19 protein-coding genes are annotated in these 18,213 nt (G+C 67.8%); 4 read left to right on the forward strand and 15 right to left on the reverse strand.

Annotated features, from left to right (window positions below; all coding sequences use genetic code 11):
• Positions 1-21: 21 nt before the first annotated feature.
• Entirely contained in the window at positions 22-699 is a 678-nt protein-coding gene (locus tag ACFQRE_RS03775) for an HAD-IA family hydrolase (protein WP_380119080.1), read from the forward strand.
• A gap of 77 nt (positions 700-776) precedes the next feature.
• Here ACFQRE_RS03775 and ACFQRE_RS03780 read toward each other — a convergent pair whose 3' ends face one another.
• Positions 777-1,553, reverse strand: a complete 777-nt coding sequence (locus ACFQRE_RS03780) for a peptidylprolyl isomerase (protein WP_380119082.1) — start codon at positions 1,551-1,553, stop codon at positions 777-779.
• Positions 1,554-1,690: 137 nt separating this feature from the next.
• Between ACFQRE_RS03780 and ACFQRE_RS03785 the strand changes: the two genes are divergently transcribed.
• Positions 1,691-3,340, forward strand: coding sequence for an FAD-binding dehydrogenase (locus ACFQRE_RS03785; RefSeq protein ID WP_380119085.1), 1,650 nt, complete (start codon positions 1,691-1,693; stop codon positions 3,338-3,340).
• 11 nt (positions 3,341-3,351) lie between these two features.
• Here the strand turns inward: ACFQRE_RS03785 and ACFQRE_RS03790 are convergent, their stop codons facing one another.
• From ACFQRE_RS03790 to ACFQRE_RS03825, 8 genes are all read right to left on the reverse strand, one after another.
• Positions 3,352-4,287, reverse strand: coding sequence for an acyl-ACP desaturase (locus ACFQRE_RS03790; protein ID WP_380119087.1), 936 nt, complete (start codon positions 4,285-4,287; stop codon positions 3,352-3,354).
• A 59-nt stretch (positions 4,288-4,346) separates the two neighbouring features.
• A complete protein-coding gene (locus tag ACFQRE_RS03795) occupies positions 4,347-5,417 on the reverse strand; it encodes a WD40/YVTN/BNR-like repeat-containing protein (protein WP_380119089.1) in 1,071 nt (356 codons plus the stop codon).
• A gap of 38 nt (positions 5,418-5,455) precedes the next feature.
• Entirely contained in the window at positions 5,456-6,106 is a 651-nt protein-coding gene (locus ACFQRE_RS03800; protein ID WP_380119091.1) for a bacterial proteasome activator family protein, read from the reverse strand.
• Positions 6,107-6,130: 24 nt separating this feature from the next.
• A complete protein-coding gene (locus ACFQRE_RS03805) occupies positions 6,131-6,706 on the reverse strand; it encodes a TIGR03086 family metal-binding protein (protein ID WP_380119094.1) in 576 nt (191 codons plus the stop codon).
• Positions 6,707-6,735: 29 nt separating this feature from the next.
• Entirely contained in the window at positions 6,736-9,606 is a 2,871-nt protein-coding gene (locus tag ACFQRE_RS03810; RefSeq protein WP_380119096.1) for an ABC transporter permease, read from the reverse strand.
• Positions 9,603-10,334 (reverse strand): ABC transporter ATP-binding protein, encoded by a 732-nt coding sequence (locus tag ACFQRE_RS03815; protein ID WP_380119098.1) that lies wholly within the window; start codon positions 10,332-10,334, stop codon positions 9,603-9,605. The genes ACFQRE_RS03810 and ACFQRE_RS03815 overlap by 4 nt, the downstream gene beginning before the upstream one ends.
• Positions 10,331-11,041 carry a PadR family transcriptional regulator gene (locus tag ACFQRE_RS03820; protein WP_380119100.1) on the reverse strand — a complete coding sequence of 237 codons (711 nt, stop codon included), beginning with the start codon at positions 11,039-11,041 and terminating at the stop codon, positions 10,331-10,333. Before ACFQRE_RS03820 ends, ACFQRE_RS03815 begins: the two co-directional genes overlap by 4 nt.
• Positions 11,042-11,334: 293 nt before the next feature.
• Positions 11,335-12,315, reverse strand: a complete 981-nt coding sequence (locus ACFQRE_RS03825) for an NAD(P)H-quinone oxidoreductase (RefSeq protein ID WP_380119102.1) — start codon at positions 12,313-12,315, stop codon at positions 11,335-11,337.
• Between the two features lie 1,179 nt (positions 12,316-13,494).
• On the opposite strand from ACFQRE_RS03825, the gene ACFQRE_RS03830 reads away from it, so the two are divergent.
• A complete protein-coding gene (locus ACFQRE_RS03830) occupies positions 13,495-13,701 on the forward strand; it encodes a hypothetical protein (protein WP_380120410.1) in 207 nt (68 codons plus the stop codon).
• On the opposite strand, the gene ACFQRE_RS03835 is transcribed toward ACFQRE_RS03830, so the two are convergent.
• On the reverse strand, positions 13,601-14,224 hold the full coding sequence (locus tag ACFQRE_RS03835) for a LysE family translocator (protein WP_380119104.1): 624 nt from the start codon (positions 14,222-14,224) through the stop codon (positions 13,601-13,603). The two genes, ACFQRE_RS03830 and ACFQRE_RS03835, sit on opposite strands and share 101 nt — an antisense overlap.
• 160 nt (positions 14,225-14,384) lie before the next feature.
• On the opposite strand from ACFQRE_RS03835, the gene ACFQRE_RS03840 reads away from it, so the two are divergent.
• The gene (locus tag ACFQRE_RS03840) at positions 14,385-14,930 is read left to right on the forward strand and encodes a CGNR zinc finger domain-containing protein (RefSeq protein ID WP_380119106.1); all 546 of its coding nucleotides are present in this window, start codon (positions 14,385-14,387) and stop codon (positions 14,928-14,930) included.
• Positions 14,931-15,017: 87 nt separating this feature from the next.
• On the opposite strand, the gene ACFQRE_RS03845 is transcribed toward ACFQRE_RS03840, so the two are convergent.
• The 5 genes from ACFQRE_RS03845 to mobA all read right to left on the reverse strand — a co-directional run bounded on the left by ACFQRE_RS03845 (position 15,018) and on the right by mobA (position 18,186).
• Positions 15,018-15,674 carry a DUF72 domain-containing protein gene (locus ACFQRE_RS03845; protein WP_380119108.1) on the reverse strand — a complete coding sequence of 219 codons (657 nt, stop codon included), beginning with the start codon at positions 15,672-15,674 and terminating at the stop codon, positions 15,018-15,020.
• Positions 15,675-15,801: 127 nt separating this feature from the next.
• Entirely contained in the window at positions 15,802-16,263 is a 462-nt protein-coding gene (locus ACFQRE_RS03850) for a DUF6069 family protein (protein ID WP_380119110.1), read from the reverse strand.
• Complete coding sequence (locus ACFQRE_RS03855) at positions 16,260-16,520, reverse strand: hypothetical protein (protein WP_380119112.1); 261 nt, start codon at positions 16,518-16,520, stop codon at positions 16,260-16,262. Before ACFQRE_RS03855 ends, ACFQRE_RS03850 begins: the two co-directional genes overlap by 4 nt.
• A 4-nt stretch (positions 16,521-16,524) precedes the next feature.
• Positions 16,525-17,544, reverse strand: coding sequence for an RNA polymerase subunit sigma-70 (locus tag ACFQRE_RS03860; protein WP_380119114.1), 1,020 nt, complete (start codon positions 17,542-17,544; stop codon positions 16,525-16,527).
• A gap of 66 nt (positions 17,545-17,610) precedes the next feature.
• The gene (gene mobA / locus ACFQRE_RS03865; RefSeq protein ID WP_380119117.1) at positions 17,611-18,186 is read right to left on the reverse strand and encodes a molybdenum cofactor guanylyltransferase; all 576 of its coding nucleotides are present in this window, start codon (positions 18,184-18,186) and stop codon (positions 17,611-17,613) included.
• Positions 18,187-18,213 lie beyond the last annotated feature (27 nt).

Here is an 18,213-nt window from a genome sequence, read left to right on the forward strand (position 1 = left end):
TCACCACCCTAAGGTGACCGCATGGCTTCAACCCTTGCCGGGCAGTTCCCGGAGCGCTCCTTCGCCGGGGTCCTGTTCGACATGGACGGCACGCTCATCGACTCGCTGGGAGCCGTTGAGCGCTCATGGTTGCAGTGGTGCGACGAGTTCGGGATCGCCCCCGCGGCCCTGGCCGGAGCGCACGGACGGACGAGCGCCAACACCATCGCGATCGTCATGGCTGACCGCACGGAGGCCGAGCGGCTGACGGCGCACGCGCGGATCGGTCAGATCGAGGTCGCGGACACCGAAGGGATTGTCGTCCTGCCCGGCGCGGTCGAAGCCCTGGAGAAGCTCGATCGGCTCGGTGTGCCGCACGCCATCGTGACGTCGTGCGAGCGGGATCTGGCCGGGGCGCGGCTGGCTGCGACCGGACTGCCGCGGCCCTCGGTCGTGGTGACGGCCAGCGATGTGTCGCACGGCAAGCCCGGACCCGAGCCTTATGAACGAGGGGCAGCCCTGCTCGGTGTCCCGATCGGAGACTGTGTCGTCGTCGAGGACGCGACGGCCGGGCTGGTGTCAGGGAGAGCCGCTGGAGCCGGACTCCTGGTGGCAGTGCTCGGCACGGCGACCGTCGAGGTCCTGGCCAAGGATGCCGACGTCGTGGTCACCTCAGTCGCGGACATCCCCTGGCCCCAACTCTTCACCTCACCTTCCTGACAGAGCGACTTCGTGCCCGAAACGGACCGACTCGCTGGAGCTCGCCGGTCCGTTTCGGGCACGAAGTCGCTTGGTGGTCAGTTGGGGCTGGTGCGCTTGGCCCGCTCGATGGTTGCGCCGATGGCGGGGGCGCCGTCCTGGGCTGTGCCCTCGGCGCCGGGGTCGATGCCGCCCGCGGCGATGGTGTCGAGCACCTTCATGCCGGCCTCGCTCACGTGCCCGAAGACGGTGTAGTTGGGGCGCAGGCGCGAGTCCTCATAGACGAGGAAGAACTGGCTGCCGTTGGTGTCGGGCCCGCCGTTGGCCATCGCGAGGGCGCCGCGGGGGTAGACCTTGCGGCTGCCGTCGGGGAAGCCGGGCCAGTTCTCGAGCGCCTTGGCCGAGTCGAGCTCGTCCTTGAACGAGTAGCCCGGGTCGCCCCAGCCGGTCCCGAGCGGGTCACCGCACTGGAGGACGGACAGTGCCGCCGGCGGAGTTGTGTATGCCGTGAGGCGGTGGCAGTTCGTGCCGTCGAAGTACTTGGCCCGGGTGAGGTACTCGAGGCTGAGCACCGTGCACGGAGCCTTCGCGCGCTCGAGGACCACCGGGATGTCGCCGTGGTTCGTCTCGAGGACGACGCCCGCGTCACCGCGACTCGGGGTGCGTGCCGGGTCGTTGGGCAGTCCGACGAAGGTGGAGTACGTCTGGTCCTCGAGCGGCGCGAAACCGCACGCGCCCGAGGTGGGTTCGGTCGGCACGTCGGCCCCCGGTGCGGCAGCGGAGGCAGCGCTCGCGGTGCTCAGTCCGGCCATGAGGAGCGCACCGGCGAGGGTCACTGCTGCGGCTGAAGTGGTTCGGGTCAGGTGACGGGTCATCGTTGACCTCCTGTGTGGGAGTGGGGTGCTTGCGACGATAGGCGCGGCGAGCGCGCGGCGCCTGTTGAGCGGAACGGGACTGACCGGCATACGCATCCGTCGATGGCGGGCGACAGGCGGACGATAGGTTGAACCGCATGGACGCTGACGCCCTTGTCGTCGGGGCCGGCCTCGCCGGTCTCGTCGCTGCGAATGAGCTTGCTGATGCCGGACGCTCCGTCGTCCTTCTCGACCAGGAGAGCGAGGCGAACCTCGGCGGGCAGGCGTGGTGGAGCTTCGGTGGGCTCTTCCTCGTCGACAGTCCCGAGCAGCGGCGGATGGGGATCAAGGACAACTTCGACCTCGCCTGGCAGGACTGGGAGGGCAGCGCGGGTTGGGACCGCGACGAGGACTACTGGCCGCGCAAGTGGGGTCGCGCCTACGTCGAGTGGGCGGCCGGCGAGAAGCGGGACTGGCTGCGGCAGTTCGGGATCAGCTTCTTCCCCGTCGTCGGCTGGGCCGAGCGCGGCGATGGTCGCGCGGGCGGTCACGGCAACTCGGTGCCGCGCTTCCACATCCCGTGGGGCACGGGCACGGGCGTGGTCTCGCCCTTCATCGAGCGCGTCCGGCAGCACATCGCCGGCGGTCGCATCATCTATCGCCCGCGTCACCGCGTCGACGAGGTCATCACGACCGGCGGCGCAGTCACAGGTGTGCGTGGATCCGTTCTTGCAGAGGACAATTCGTCACGCGGCGTGGCCTCCAACCGAGACGTCGTCGGCGACTTCGAGTTCGGTGCGCATGCCGTCCTCGTCACCAGTGGAGGCATCGGAGGCAACCACGACCTCGTGCGCGCCAACTGGCCCGACCGCCTCGGCGCCGCTCCCGAGCACATGATCACGGGCGTCCCGGCCTACGTCGACGGGCGCATGCTCGCCATCACCGAGAGCGCCGGCGGCACGGTCATCAACCGCGACCGCATGTGGCACTACGTCGAGGGCATCAACAACTGGGACCCGATCTGGCCCAAGCACGCGATCCGCATCCTGCCCGGCCCGTCGTCGCTGTGGTTCGACGGCAACGGCGACCGGCTGCCGCCGCCGAACTTCCCCGGCTTCGACACGCTCGGCACGCTGCAGCACCTGCGCACGACCGGGCACGACCACTCGTGGTTCATCACCAACCGCACCCTCGTCGGCAAGGAGTTCGCCCTCTCCGGCAGCGAGCAGAACCTCGACCTCACCGACCGCAACTATCGCGACATCGCCAAGCGGCCCATCACCGCGGTGCAGCCCTCGATGCAGGCGTTCCTCGACCACGGCATCGACTTCGTCCAGGCCGACACCCTGCGTGAGCTCGTCGCCAGGATGAACGCGCTGACCCCCGACGCCCCCGTCGACCACGCGCACATCGAGCGCCAGGTGGTGGAGCGCGACCGGCAGGTCGACAACGGCTTTACGAAGGACGCACAGATCGCCGCGATCCACGTCGCCCGTCAGTACCGCGGCGACAAGCTCACCAAGCGCGCGTTCCCGCCGCACAGGATCCTCGACCCCAAGCGGGGCCCGCTCGTCGCGGTGCGGCTCAACATCGTGACCCGCAAGTCACTCGGGGGGCTGCAGACCAACCTCGACTCCCAGGTCATCGGAGCCGACGGTTCACCCGTGCCAGGCCTGTATGCCGCGGGCGAAGTCGCCGGGTTCGGCGGCGGTGGGGTGCACGGATACCGTTCTCTCGAGGGCACGTTCGTGGGTGGGTGCCTGTTCTCCGGCCGCGCAGCAGGACGCGCCGCAGCCCGCAGTCTTTGATCGGGGTTGGGTCAGAGGTTCATGCGGGCGGCGAGGGTGTCGCGCTTGTCCTCGAACCGCGACGCCTTCGTGTCGAGCCCGGACATGAAGTCAGCGAGCTCCATGCGCGCCTGCTCACCCTCGGCGGAGAGGTTCTGGAGGTCCCAGACCTTCCAGAAGCGGAGCACCGGCGCGACGACGTCATCGGCGTGCTGGCGGAGGTCATAGATCCCGGCGACGGCCATCTCGACGGCCTTGCGCTGGAACCCGGGGATGTCCGTGCCGGGCATCGCGAAGTTGAGGACGACGTCCCGGATCGCCATCATCGAGCTGCTGGGGTCGAGCTCGAGCGCGGCACCCATGAGGTTGCGATAGAAGATCATGTGGAGGTTCTCGTCGGCCGCGATCCGCTGGAGCAGCTGGTCGGCCATGGGGTCGTTGGTGTAGCGCCCGGTGTTGCGGTGCGACACCCGCGTCGCGAGCTCCTGGAACGACACATAGGCGAGGGAGTGCAGCAACTCGCCACTGTGTGCGGACTCGTAGCCCTGCGACATGTGCGTCATCCGGAAGTCCTCGAGCGCGGCTGGGTCGACCATGCGCTTCACGAGCATGTAGTCGCGCATCGCGATGCCGTGACGGCCTTCCTCAGCCGTCCAGCGGTGGACCCACTCGCCCCAGGCGTCGTCGCGCCCGAAGATCAGTGCGATCTCGTGGTGATAGCTCGGCAGGTTGTCCTCGGTGAGGAGGTTGACGATGAGCGCGGAGCGGGCGACCTCCGAGATCGGCGCGTCGTCGGGACTCCACGCGTCACCACCCATGAGGCCGTCGAAGTTGCGGCCATCGCTCCACGGGATGAAGTCGTGTGGGTACCAGGTCTTGGCCACACCGATGTGCCGGTTGAGGTTGGCCTCGACGACGGGGCTGAGTTCGCGCAGGAGATCGGTCTGGCTCCACGTGGTGGCGGTCATGTTCGTCAACTTACGCTTCCGTAGGTTTGCCTCGCTAGTTACTCATGAGTTCGACTTGGTCAAAGTTTCCCGACGCGACCCTTGCCGCCGGCGGCCCAGCAGGCGCCGTCGTCGGTGCAGTCGAGCGTGTGGAAGCCGACCGCGCTGAACTGCGACCAGGTCTGTCCGCCGTCGGTCGAGACGCTGCTCCCGGCGACCGGTCCGCTCTCGCCGACGACGACAACGGAACGACGCAGGTATGCCGCGTCCTCACCCAGGTGCGCGAGGTCGCCTCCGTTGGTCCAGGACTTCCCGTCCCGGGTCGTCGCCGACGCGTCGACGCCGTTGGCCGCGGCCGCGAAGTCGCCACCGACGGCGATGCCCTGGCGCGGGTTCTTGAACGCGAGCCCGAAGACGCCGGCTGCCTCGCCGGCGGGGATGGTCGAGTCCGTCGCCGTCCAGTTGAGCCCATGGTCGGTGGAGTGGAAGATCCGCGCCTTCGCGCCGCCCGAGCCGAACCAGGCGTCGCGCCCCGAGATGGTCAGGCAGTCGCCACTCGCCGAGAAGTTCGCCTCACCTGTCGAGTCCGGCATCCCCGCAGAGGGGAGCACCGACCACGACTTCCCGCCGTCCTGGGTCGAGATGATCCGGAACTTGCCGGCCACGGGGTCACTCACCGCGAGTCCCCGCTTGCCGCCCGGGTAGAAGTCCATGCAGTTGAAGAACGCCGTGGGTTCGGTGTTGCGGAACGTCTCGGTCCAGTTCGCCCCGCCGTCAACCGTCCGGTAGATCCGGGACGCCTCACCCTCGCCGATCGCGAGAACCGTTGCGGTGCGTGCGTCCTGGGCCTCGACGTCACGGAAGTTGAGGCCAGCGCTACCGGCCGGGCTGACGTCCTGCCAGGAGTTGCCACCGTCCGTCGTGCGGTAGACCTTGGCGTCGCCGCCGGTCACACTCGCACCGCTGACCCACGCGGTGTCGCGGTTCACGGCGTCGAGCCCGCGGAAACTCTGGTCGGCGTTGACCGTCGTCACGTCCCACGACAGATCAGCGCCACCGCCCGGGGGCGCCGCGCTCGCAACGGGAGCCGCAAGCGCGACGAGCGCGACGGCATACAGAGGGGCAGTGACGGTCTTTCGGGAAAGGCGCATGGTCAGCACCTTGCCCGAAAACGGTGGACCTGTGGGGGTTAGAGGTACTGCCCGGTGCCTTCGCCGGGGCCGCTGTCCGGTCCGCTGGCTGGTCCGCTCGGCATGTTGGGCATCCCCATCGGGTTGCCCATCGGACCCGGTGCCGGAGCGTGACCGGGAGGCAGTTGACGCATCTGCTGCAGCTGCGCCTGGGCCGCCATCTGTTGCGCGACGAGGGCGGTCTGGATGCCGTGGAAGAGGCCTTCGAGCCAGCCAACGAGCTGCGCCTGGGCGATGCGGAGCTCGGCGTCGGAGGGCGCGTCCTCGCTGAACGGCAACGAGATTCGCTCGAGCTCTTCGACGAGTTCGGGGGCGAGGCCGTCCTTGAGCTCGGCGAGTGAACGCTCGTGGACGTCGGCGAGTCGGGCGCGACCGGCGTCGTCGAGGGGCGCGTTGCGGACCTCTTCGAGGAGCTGCTTGATCATCGAGCCGATGCGCATGACCTTGGCCGGCTGCTCGACGAGGTCGGCGGGGTTCTGGGTCGGCTTACCGTCCTCGGGGCGCTCGGCGACACCCATCCCTTCGGGCGTCACGACGACCACGCGGTCGTCGTCGATCGTCGCGGTGGCGTGAACCTCGCGCGACTGCTGCTCGTCGGTCTCGTCGCTCTGATCTTCGGGCTGGCGCGGCTGGTCGCTCATGTCATCCATCCTGCCCCACCCGTCCACACGCGATCAGGCGGGCGGGGTCCAGGACGGGTCGCGGCCGATGAAGCCGACGAGCTTGTCGGTGATGTCGGCCGTTTCGGGGACGGCCACGCGCGGGCCGTACTGACCCGAGCTCCGCAGCATCTCGTCGTACTGCTCCATCCCGCCGAACAGCTGGTTCGCGAAGTCCGAGTCGAGCCGGTCGGGCTGGCCGCTCGAGCGCGCGAGATCCCACGTGTGCATGAAGACGTCCGCGGTGTAGAACTGGTCGATCGCCTGAGGCAGGGGCACGTCGCCCGTGTGGGGATTGCTGAGCACCTTGGACTCGGTCTCCGGGTCGTCGAGGAGGGCCTGGATCGCATCGGCGTGAGCGGTCCAGGCACCGATCGGGTCGTCGTCGACTGACGGGCCAGCGGGCAGTTCAATCCCGGTCCCGCCCTTGAGAAACGCCGGGAACCACTCCACGAGGTGCCGCACGACGTCCCGCGTCGCCCACCCCTCGACGGGCGCCGGGGCGTCCCAGTCGGTCACCCCGCGCGCACGCTCGCTGAAGGTGTCGGCAATCGCTCGGTGACGTCCGGCTGGGTCGGAAGGAAGCGGCATACGCAAAGTCTGTCAGGTGGGGCTGACAGTCAGGCGGTTCTGTGGGTCGCGTCCGGAGCCTTGCGTATGCCGGCCGCAGCCAGTGCCGCTGACACCACCGGTACCGCGATGGCGAACCCGAGCAGGAGGAGCCATGGGAACACGAGGATTGGGTCACCCATGAGCGAGTTGCCCGTGAGCGGGTCGTAGGACTGGGCGGTCAGGGGATAGGCCAGGGCGATGCCGGGGACGATGCCGACAGCGACTCCGAGGACGACGCCGATGATGCAGAGGGTGAACGCCTGCGCCGCCGCCATGATCCGGCGGGTGCCCCGACCCGAGCCGAGGGCCGCGAGTGTGGCTTGGTCGTTCTCCTGTTCGGCGAGAGTCAGCGCCGTCGACGTGAGGGTGATGACAAGAAGTAGCAGCATGAAGACGCCGAGGAGGACAGCGATGATCGGCCCGAGTTCGGAGACGAAGCCGCGCTCTGTCGTGAGGTAGACGTCGTCGTCAGCCCCGAAGCCGAGCCGGTCGGTGAGGTCCTGCGAGATCGGTCCGGCCGGGTCGTGGAGGGTGAGCTTGCTGGTGCGGGTGGACCAGCCTTGGGCCGTAGCGACCTCCGTCGTGGCGAGCAGGCTCGCGTTGAACAGTGCTCCGGCCGTGTCACGAGTGATGTCGATCTCGATGGCAGGAACGGTGGTCGTTTCGACGTCGCGCAGGTTTGCAGAGGGATCGGTCACCTCGGTGGCCGTGGGGTCGGTGCGTTGGGTTGCGGTCATGACGGTGATCGCGCCGTTCTCGATGATGCGCTTGTCTCCGGGTGCGCGTGTCACGACGACGGCCCCCTTGCGGACGGCGTCGACGTCAGCAGTGTGACCTATGGCGCTGAGTCGGCGACTGAGTTCCTCCAGGGTCGTGAAGTTCATCTGGGCCCCGGAGTTGCCCATGCCGTGCGTCCCGATGGCTTGGCATGGCGGCTGTCCAGACGCGTCGAGGCTCGGGCTGGGGTCGTAGACGGTCTGCTGTGGGGTGCACCCGGGCGGGACGACGTTGATGGCGCGCGTGTCATAGGGCTTGGACGGGGGGTTCGGACTCATCGAGTACATCATCGGATCGCCCGAGTCGATCGACGCGACGGGTGAGACGACGAGACCCGCTCGGACAGAACGGAATCCGTCCGCGATCCGCTCGAGGTCCTCGGCCTTCGGGTTCTCCCCGTTGACGAAGGCCGTGGTGTCGCCCAGGAGGTTTTGTGCCGCGTATTCGCGGCGGCTCTGCTCCTCGTCGCTGCCGCTGGCGATGAGCACCATCGTGAGGGCTGCGACGCCGGCGAGGATCGCCGCCACTGATGGCACGCTGCGCGAGCGCTGACGGCCGGCGTCGCGCGTGGCCATCCGCAGCGGGACGGGCAGCCGCGAACTCAGTCGGGCGATGCCGACGAGAATCATGGGAGAAAGCATCACGGCGCCCACGACGAGCGCAATCGTAGCCAGAACCGTGCCGATCTCTCCGCCATCTCGACCGGTCGCAGCCTGCGACGCCGCGAACGAGATCACCGCAGCACCACCGACTCCCGCGAGGACGGCGCCGATGAGGAAGACCACCTTGCTCGGGCGGGGAGAGACGCTCTGGCCCTTCATCACGCCGATGATGTCGAGCCGGCCCAGCCGTCGGGCCGGAATCAGTGCGGCGATGACGGCGCTGGCCATCGCCGTGACGGTCGTGCCGATGACCGGCAGGAGGGGCACTTCAAACGGTCCGCTGAGAGCAAAGTTCTCGGCAAACCACACCCGGTGGGTGAGAAGCCACGCAGCACCGATGCCCAATGCGGCCCCAACCGCTGCGGCGAGGATTCCGAGGACCACGGCTTGGGCCAGCACGGTGTGCCGCAGTTGGGCTGTGGTCGAACCATTGCTCGCCGCGAGCGCGAGCGTGCGTCGCTGGCGGGCGGCGCTCACCGCGAACGCCGGCCCCACCAGCAGAGTGGTGATGACGAGGAGGAGCGCGCCGCCGATTGCGACGAAGCTGCCCGTGCGGTCGTCGTCGAAGCCGGCCATGTCCTGCACCCGTGGCGGGAGCTCGCTCATCGCGGGCGGGTTGCGCAACATCTCGGCGGACCAGACGGTCAAGCCGTAGCGGTTGAGGTCCATGACCTTGGACCAAGTCACGGGCTTGTCGTCAAGGAGGACCCACGTGCCGCCGGAGACGCCCGAGATCATGGGTTGCGACGTGACGAGGTCGAGGTACTGCCCGCCGCCGTCCGAGACCACATCTGCGGTGCCGACGACGTCGACCTTGACGTCCACGAGGCCGGCGCGCACGTCGAAGGTCCCGCTGGTCGGCAACCCGCGCCCCGAACCGGCGGTGGTCACGAGGACTTCGCCGGCACGCTCGGGAAAGCGTCCGCTCGTGAGTGTGACCTTGCCGGTGACTCCCTGGCGGGCGTCGAGGGCCAGGCTCTGAAGGTTGAGGCGTCGGCCGTCTCGCCGCGTCGTCACGGTCTCCTCGAGAAGGGGGACCGCCTTGGTGCCGGTGAGGGTGCTCATCACGGCGGCGTTGTCGAAGGACGAACCGCCGTCGACCCAGCCCGGGATCTCCTTGCCGCCGTTGCTCGAACCCGTCCCCCCGGCGTTGGGGTCGGGGGGCTGCTCGACGTTCATGCCGACTTGGGGGTAGTCGACCATCGCTACCCCGTTGCCCATGCGGCTCGGGATCTGTTCGGCGCCGGTGACCTGACTCGTGGCTGCCGAGACGATCGCGAAGACGAGCAGAGCGGTCGGCAGCGCGACCATGATCATGATGAGTGCGCTGCGTCCCTTGTGGCGCCGTACGTCACGCCGGGCCATGCGCAGGGCGATGCCCCAGCTTCCCTTGAATCGGCCCCACGCCGAACGCTTTCCGGCGTTGGCGTCGGCCGTCATCGGTTCGCGCTCGCGGAGTCGAGGAGGTCCTCGGCCGAGCTGGCGCGCCCGGTGGAGTCGACAACGACACCGTCGCGCAGGAACACGACGCGGTCGGCCCATGCGGCGTGGCGGGCTTCGTGGGTGACGAGGAGTCCCGCGACGCCGTCGTCGCAGCGCTCGCGCAGGACGCGCAGAACGTCCTCTCCGGTGTGGCTGTCGAGGGCTCCGGTGGGTTCGTCGGCGAGGACGAGGCGGCGGCTGCCGACGAGGGCGCGGGCGATGGCGACGCGTTGCTGCTGCCCGCCGGACATCTGGTCGGGGAAGCGGTCGGAGAGCTCGCGCAGTCCCATGAGGTCGAGGCTCTGGCGGGCGTGGCGCCGGGCCTGGCTGGCGCGTTCGCCGTCGAGCTCGAGGGGGAGTGCGACGTTCTCGGCGGCGGTGAGGCTGGGGATGAGGTTGTAGTCCTGGAAGACGAATCCCACTCTCCTGCGCCGCAATTGGGCGATGCCCTTCGCGTTGAGGCCGGTGAGGTCCTCGCCCTCGATGACGACGCGTCCGCTGGTTGCCTTGTCGAGTCCGCCGGCGAGGTTGAGCAGGGTCGACTTGCCGGAGCCGCTCGGGCCCATGACGGCGACGAGCTCGCCGGGCAAGACCTCGAGGCTCACCCCGTCGAGGGCGCGGACCGCGGTGTCACCCGTCCCGTGAATCCGGGTGACGTTGTCGAGGAGCAGGCTGGGGGCGGTCATCGCCGTGCCTCCCTCTGGCTCGCGTCGGTCTGTTGCTGGCTTTCGAGCTCACGCCGGTATGCCGTCTCCTCGGCTGCCGCTCTCGCCGCCACCTCGCCCGTGGCCCCCGAACGAGGAAAAGGGCGCAGCGACTCCCGATGGAGCCGGGTCTCGACGTGGTCGAGCCAGCGGACCTCGGCCTCAGCCGTGAAGATGAGGTTCTCGAGGACGAGGAGCCAGGCGAGGTCGTGGTTGGCCGCGCCTTCTGCCTGAGGAGCTTCAGGGCTCTGGTCTGACTTCTCGGCGTCGCACTGCTTGCGCATCACCTGCTGCTTGAGCCGGGTGAGGTCGTGGAGGTGCTTGAGGGTCGAGGTGCGCTGGGTCTGGGCGACGGCCTGGACGTCGACGCCGGGAACCGTCACTGCCAGAGCGAGCTTGATCGTCAGCTCGTTGCGCGGCGTCGTGTCGCGGTCGACGGGCGTGGTCCACCAGGTGCGCACCTCGGCGCGGCCCGCGTCGGTGAGGCGGTAGGAGATGCGACCCTCACCGTCGGCCTCGCCGGTCGCCTCGACGAGCCCGTCACGCTCGAGACGGTTCAGCGTCGTGTAGACCTGCCCGACGTTGAGCGGCCACGTACCGCCGGTCCGTTCCTCGAACTCGACTCGCAGCTGCGCGCCATACATCGGCCCCTCTGCGAGGAGTGCCATGAGCCCTTGCTTGACCGACATCCGTGTCTCCTTCAACGTTCGACACGGGAACCCCTGCGCTCCCGCGTACGGTGCCGAGCCGGCATACCGAGTGGTTTCAGTTGGCCCCTGATCCGCCTGAATACCCGGTATGCCGTGCTCGGACAGGGACATGTATACCGAGTATTTAGGTGGTTGCGCAAGGCCATTTCGTGGCGAGTTCTCGCCAAGGTTGGTTGGGGTTCCGGCGCGTCAATAACCTTGAGGTGTGTAGCCAAACACCAAGAGGTTGTTGAGCCGAACCGCACCCTCACCGCACGAACCCGGTATGCCGGTCAGTTGGTGAGCAGGAGGATCTTGCCGATGTGGTGGCTGGCTTCCATCTCCGCGTGGGCCTGGCTGGCGTTGGCCAGGGGGTGGCGCGAGTGGACGATCGGGCGGACGCGAGCGTCGGCGATCATCGGCCAGACGTGTTCGCGGACGGCGGCGACGATGGTGGCCTTTTCGGCCACGGGGCGGGCGCGCAGGCTCGTGGCGATGACCGCGCCGCGCTTGCGGAGGAGGGCCTGGATGTCGAGCTCGCCCTTGACGCCGCCCTGCATGCCGATGATGACGAGGCGGCCGGCGGTGGCGAGGGCCTGGACGTTGCGGGGGAGGTACTTCGCGCCCATGTTGTCGAGGATGACGTCGGCGCCGTGGCCGTCCGTCGCCTTCTTGAGCTCCTCGACGAAGTCCTGCTCCTTGTAGTTGATGAGGATCTCGGCGCCGAGCTCGCGGCAGTAGTCGAGCTTCTCCTGGCTGCCGGCGGTGACGGCGACGCGGGCTCCGACCTCGCGGGCGAGCTGGATGGCCATGGTGCCGATGCCGGAGGAGCCGCCGTGGATGAGGAGGGTCTCGCCGGGCTGGAGGTTCGCGGTGAGGAAGACGTTGGACCACACGGTCGAGGCAACCTCGGGCAGGGCAGCTGCGTCCTTGAGGTCGACTCCGGCGGGGATGGGGAGGACCTGGCCGGCGGGCACGGTGACCTGCTCTGCGTAGCCGCCACCGACGAGCAGCGCGCACACCTCGTCGCCGACGACCCATTCGGTGACGCCTTCGCCGACGGCGTCGATGACGCCCGAGACTTCGAGCCCGGGGATGTCGGTCTCACCGGCGGGCGGGTTGTAGAAGCCCTGTCGCTGAAGGGTGTCGGCCCGGTTGACGCCCGCTGCGGCGACCTTGATGCGGACCTCGCCGGACTTGGGCTCGGGAGTGTCGACGTCGGTGAGGACGAGGGCTTCGGGGCCGCCCGGCTCGGAGATGGTGATGGCCTTCATCCCCCCAACGTACGACTCGGTGCTGGGGGCCCGGTATCGGGGTCATCCTGCCTTGTCACACCCAACGCCAACATTGTTGGCGTGATCGAAGTAGTCGCCGAGTACCGATCACGGCTTCAACTGGTCCGTCTTCTGATGCGCCACGGCGACCGCAATCGCCGCGGGCTACAGCGCCGACGACGAGCTGGACTGGCTCGATGACGGTGTCGCCGTTCCTCACCCAGCAGGCGAGTGACCAAGGCGAAGGGCGTCCCTCGCCCGCTTCGCAAAAGTGAGTATGGGATCCGGTTCGCGACGAATCAGTCCCGGAAGGGCTGGACGGATCTCGTTGCTACGCAACCCAATGCGGTCGTTGAAGCATGGGAGCACCTGACCCAGCACCCGGATCGCGAGACCACGCAGAACCACCGATTGAGGGGGAGTCTTGCCACCGTCACGCATCAGGGCAAGACGCACGAGAGGTGGCAGCACGAACCGCACAACGGTGCGCGAATCTGGTTCCACATCGACGACCGCGTTGTCTATCTGCTCGACGTTCACACCCACCACCCCAACCAGACGAAGTAGCGCGCAATGAATCGTCGGCTCGGCCCCGTGGGCAACCTTGTGTGCTCTCTGTTCTGCCTACTCGCGGGTGGCGCGTTCGTCGTGAACGCACTGGTGGTGCACCAGGCGCTCAAGGAGCGCGGGGTTGTCGCTGCGGCTGATGTGGTGCCATTCACAACCCGTGGGGGCGTGGGAGCCAGGACAGTGTGGATGTTCAACTCGTGGGGTCGGAGCACGCCGAGCCCATCAATCTCACTCGGTACGAGCTCGAGACAGAGGTGGGCGACCGCATCGAAATCCTCTACGACGCGTCGGATCCCGGCACCGCCGTGCAGCAGAGCGTGGGGGTCTGGGGCTTCTTCGAAACCGTGATGCTCGGCATTGGCCTTGCGGGCTTGGTAGGAACCGTGCACGCGACGTATCAGCTGATCACTCGGCCTAGACGCAGGCCATTCCCCACTCCGGAACGACCTGCGTTCAACCCGACAACCACAGGCTCATGGGCCAAGAAGGGCGCGCGACGTTCCATCCCTTCGAAGTCAAGATCGAGCAGACCCACGACCGCACGGCCTGAAGTGTCGGGCTACGACACGGGTGATCCTCGGGAGCCCGATCTGGAACGTGCGGGCACCAATGGTCATGCGCACCGTCGTGGAAGTCGTGGGTCTCGCGTGGCGGACCGTCCTGCCCTTCGTGACGTATGCCGTGAGCGGGCTGGGCGCTCGCCGGGATCGACGTATCAACCTCGCAGCAGTTCCGTCACCACCACCAGCGCCAGCACGAGGTAGACCCCGCCCGCGATGTAGTTCAGGGCCGCACTGGCGCCTCGGCTGCCACTGAAGCGCGAATGGAAGGTGCCGGCGAGCAGGCCGATCGTCCCGTAGAGGACGACCTCTGCGAGGACGTTGACGGCGCCCAGCAGGGCCAATTGCATCCCGTCGTTCTCCGCGTCGCCCATGAACTGTGGAAGGACCGCCAGGAAGAAGAGAATCAGCTTGGGATTGGTCAGGCTGACCACCACGCCTCGCACATACGGTCGCCCGGTCGAAGGTCCGTGGGAACCGCTGGTGCTGCGGCGCGCATTGCGGAAGGTGACGTACGCCAGCCACCCCAGATAGGCCGCACCGAGCACCTTGACCGCGTCGAGGAGTGGCGGGTGCGACTCGGCCACCCTTCCCAGTCCGATGACGACCGCAGTGGCGTAGATGCTCATGCCTGTGCCGATGCCGAGGATCGCTGCCAGTGCCGACCGGCGACCGCGTTCGAGACCGACGGCAAGCATGTAGGCCATGTCGGGTCCGGGTGGGATGAGGAACAGCAGAATCACCGCGACGAAACTCAGCAGAACTCCGACATCAACCATCGACTTGCGCCTTCCGTCCCGGCGTGGTGTGCCCGAATGGTCGTGGAATCGGGTCGGACAGTGGAACCGGCTAAGACGGTTCTATCAGCGTTGTGAGCCTTAGGCAACCGGCTAAGGTGGTTCCATGCTTTCTGAGTTTCCTGACTTCCGTCTCGGGGCCGTGCTGGCGACCAGCTTCACGGGGACGCTGTCGGAGCGTCATGGCACGCCTGTGGAGCGCATTCCCACGCCGCAACGACTGGTGGACTGGCTTGCGGTGAATGGGCTCGCCGTGGACTCCTGCACCCCTGTCCAACTGGAACTCGCCCGGGAGCTGAGGGAGTCGATTCACGCCGCGGCGACGGCGGCCGCGCTTCAGAAATCGCTGCCAGCAGCTGCGGTCCGCGTCATCAACGACTGCAGCGTCGGCGGTCGGGCCGCGCCCATCCTCACCGCCAAGCGCACACGGCAGTGGCGGCTCAGCTCACCCGCCTCCGTCGAGGATGCGCTCAGCGTGATCGCCGCCGACGCGATCGAGATCATTGCGGGAGAGCGTGACGGAAATCTGGCCTTGTGCTCCTCATCCATGTGCCGCGCAGCCTTCTTCGACACGAGCCAGAGCCGGAGCCGCAAATGGTGCGACATGAACACCTGCGGGAACCGCCAGAAGAAGGCGCGATTCAGGGCCAACCAGCGCAGGGACACCCCAGCAGTGGACTCCGCCTGACGTCACCGTTGCTCCGGGCAGGGATCGAACTTCGCGCGATGCGTCCGCGGCGACCGGAGTCATTTCTCCGCCATTGACCCATGGCGATCAGAGCAGGGCAAGGAACCGCTCTGCGTCGCCGGTGCGGGGCAGGTTGTTGAACATGACGTACGGCGACGGTCGGCCGTAAACCATGTCCCGCAGCCGGTGCAACTCGTCATCAGTGTGGACGTGTCGCGAGCCGGTAGTGCCATGCAGCCGGTAGTAGGTCTGGTCTGGCGTCACAGTCTCGGTCTGCATCGGGTCGACGACATGAACAAGGTCCAGCTCGGCGCAGAGTTCCGTGAGGAGCTGCGCGGGCCACTCACCACGGGGCTCCCACAGAAGCCGCCCGGCCGGCCGCTCCACCTTCGCCATGAAGGTGCGCAGCCGTCCGACGTTGTCGGCCGTCGGGCGAAAGCTCTTCGGGCACTGAAGCAGGACGGCGGTGGCCTGCAGGACCCGGGCGCACTCGAGGGTCCGCTGCCAGCCCGCAAGGACCGGAGGCGTGGTCCTGAACGCTCCGACCTGACCACGCGCGCTGTCCGGCAGAGGCTTCTTCAGTCGCCGATAGGTGGGGCTGTTTGACTCATGGGTGACGACCTGCCACGCCTTGATCGTGAACTCGAAACTGGTCGGCACCTGGGTGCGCCAGCGCATCAGCACGGCGTCCGCCGGCGGCTCGTAGAAGGTGTGCTGCACCTCGACGAGGGGAAAGCGACGCACATACGAAGACTGGGAGACCGTCCAGCCGCACAGCCCTACGCGAACATCCATCGAACTATCCGTCCCAGGTGTAGCGAACTTGAACCAACGCCCTGTGAAGCATGATCCAGTTGGCCACACATCGCGCTCATGGGCAATCGCTCCGGGTATGGAGGCTCAGTGCCAGACTGGGGATCATCACTGCGGCCGCGACGAGATGGAGCCCGACAAGAGCGGCCACTGTGCTAGCGGCTGACAGGAATGGTGGGACCAGGGAGATCGCGGTCAGGGTCACCGACACCTGGACGAAGCGCCTCGCGGGCTGAGTGCTCCATCTGAGCAGGGCGGTAGCGATGACGACGCCCACGACCGAGAAGACTCCTGTCACGAAGGCGATGCCGGACAGGGGGATCGTCTCGCCACCATCTGGGACCTCGAAGACCACGCCAGCGGCTTTCGCCAGTGCGGCGACAAATGTGGTGGCTGCGGTCGCAGCGACCGCGGCGAGCAAGCCTTTGGCGACGAGCTTGCGGACTCGAGGCTTCTGAGTGGAGCTCGTCTGGCTTGATGCCGGGCCGGCGTTGACCGTGGTGTTCTTGATGCTGCTCATGTCATTCCTCCATCAATCGTTCTTGGGTGTTCGGGTGTGGCGATGCGGACCATCGCCGTGTGAGGGCCGGGGTTGAGCAGGGCACGAACGCCGGTGCCCTGGAGCCAGAACCCGGCGTCTTGTCCCAGGACCGGCCCACTGGAGCCGTCGCGCAGCTCAAACTGCACCTCCCCGCGGGTGACGACACCGAACGCGTCGATCCACTCCGTGGGGACCACGGCGACTCGCTCGCCGCCACGCAGCGCGAGCGTTCGCACGGGGCTACTCCGTGCCGTCGGCCGGCAGGCTCTCCGGCAGCCCAAACCGCGGGAACTGGTCGTCGTGGAACGTGATGATCTCGGCGACCTTCCCGTCGGCGATACGCACGACGTCGAGGGTCAGGGGCAGGTACGCGCCCTCAGATGCCTGCCACTGGTAGAAGGCGATCGCTGGCTGCCGGTTCGCAGAAGTGGCCACCGGGCGCAGGCCCGTCATGCCTGCGAACCCGCTCTCTATCCAGTACTCCACCAGTGCCTCGCGACCCAGCTGCAAACCAGGGGTGGGCGGCATTGAGCTGCGGACGTCGTCCGTCACCATCGCCGCCAGCACGTCGATGTCCGTGGCCACGCAGGCATCGGTGAAACGGCGCACCAGGTCGCGCGTCTCCGCGTCCCCCTCGCCGCCACCCCCAACTCCGGACCCACCCATCCAGTCCTGACGCTCCGCCGGCAGGTGCTCCCGCATCCCGGCGCGAGCCCGCTGCAGCGCGCTGTTGACCGAGTTGACCGAGTCGCCGAGCACCTCGGCGACCTCCTTCGCCGGCCAGCCGAGCACGTCCCGCAGGATCAGTACCGCCCGCGGACGAGGCGCAAGGTGTTGCACTGCAACGAGATACGCGAGCTCGATCGTCTCCCGCGCCACGGCGAGCGCCTCCGGTTCGTCCGCCTCCACCGCGGGCAACTCATCGAGCAACGCATCCGGGTAGGGCTGCAACCACAGCACTTCGCCCCCCACGGCAGGCTCCGGCCGACGCTTGGCGAGTAGGTCGAGGCAGGCGTTCGTGGCGATCCGATACAACCAGGCCCGGAACGTCGACCGCCCCTCGAACGTCTCCCGCCCCCGCCACGCCCGCAGAAACGTCTCCTGCACCGCGTCCTCGGCATCCTCGAACGACCCGAGCATCCGATAGCTGTGCACATGCAGCTCCCGCCGGTGCCGCTCCGCCAGCTCCGTGAACGAGCCCTCGTCGACCTCGCCCAGCCCGCTCACGCCCAGCTCCTCAATCCCTGTCGTCGCACTCATCACCGTCATCCTTCTCGCTTGTCGTGTCCTGTCGATAGGTATGACCGGAGCGGGTGCGAAAACTCATCACTCGAGCTCAGGAGTCGACCGGACAGCCTCCAAGTCCTCAGGGGTGTCGATGTCAGCGACGTCGACTTCCGCCTGCACCAAACGGCTTGGAAGGGACAGCAGTTCTCGGGCCGGCAGGTTCGCGGGAGACTCCGGCATCGTGCCCCTCAAGGCACTGACCCGGTATGCCGCGAGCAACGGATTCGGTTGTCCCTCACCGTCGCTCAGCACGGCAGCACCCACCGACGAATCTCCTTCCAGCGCAGCCACCAACGACGGCAACACCGAACCAGCACGCGGCGCATCCCCCGGCGCCACACACACCACCTCGCCAGACACCAGCGCCAACCCCGCCGCCACCCCAGCCAGCGGCCCACCCCCAACAGGCGACTCCTGGACGAACCGAACCCGGGCCACCACAGCAGACGGAACCACCCGCGAAGGTCCGACAACAATCACGGCCCAGCTGGGCGGCATACCCAAGAGGCAGTGATCCAGAACGGATTCCCCATCGGGCAGCAACGCAGCGAGCTTGTCGGAACCAAAACGGCGCGACGTACCCCCTGCCAGCACGATCACACTCACAGAAGCCACCACGTGACCATTGTCCTCGCCAACCCG

The organism is Knoellia pratensis, assembly GCF_042666395.1.
Classification (GTDB): domain Bacteria; phylum Actinomycetota; class Actinomycetes; order Actinomycetales; family Dermatophilaceae; genus Knoellia; species Knoellia pratensis.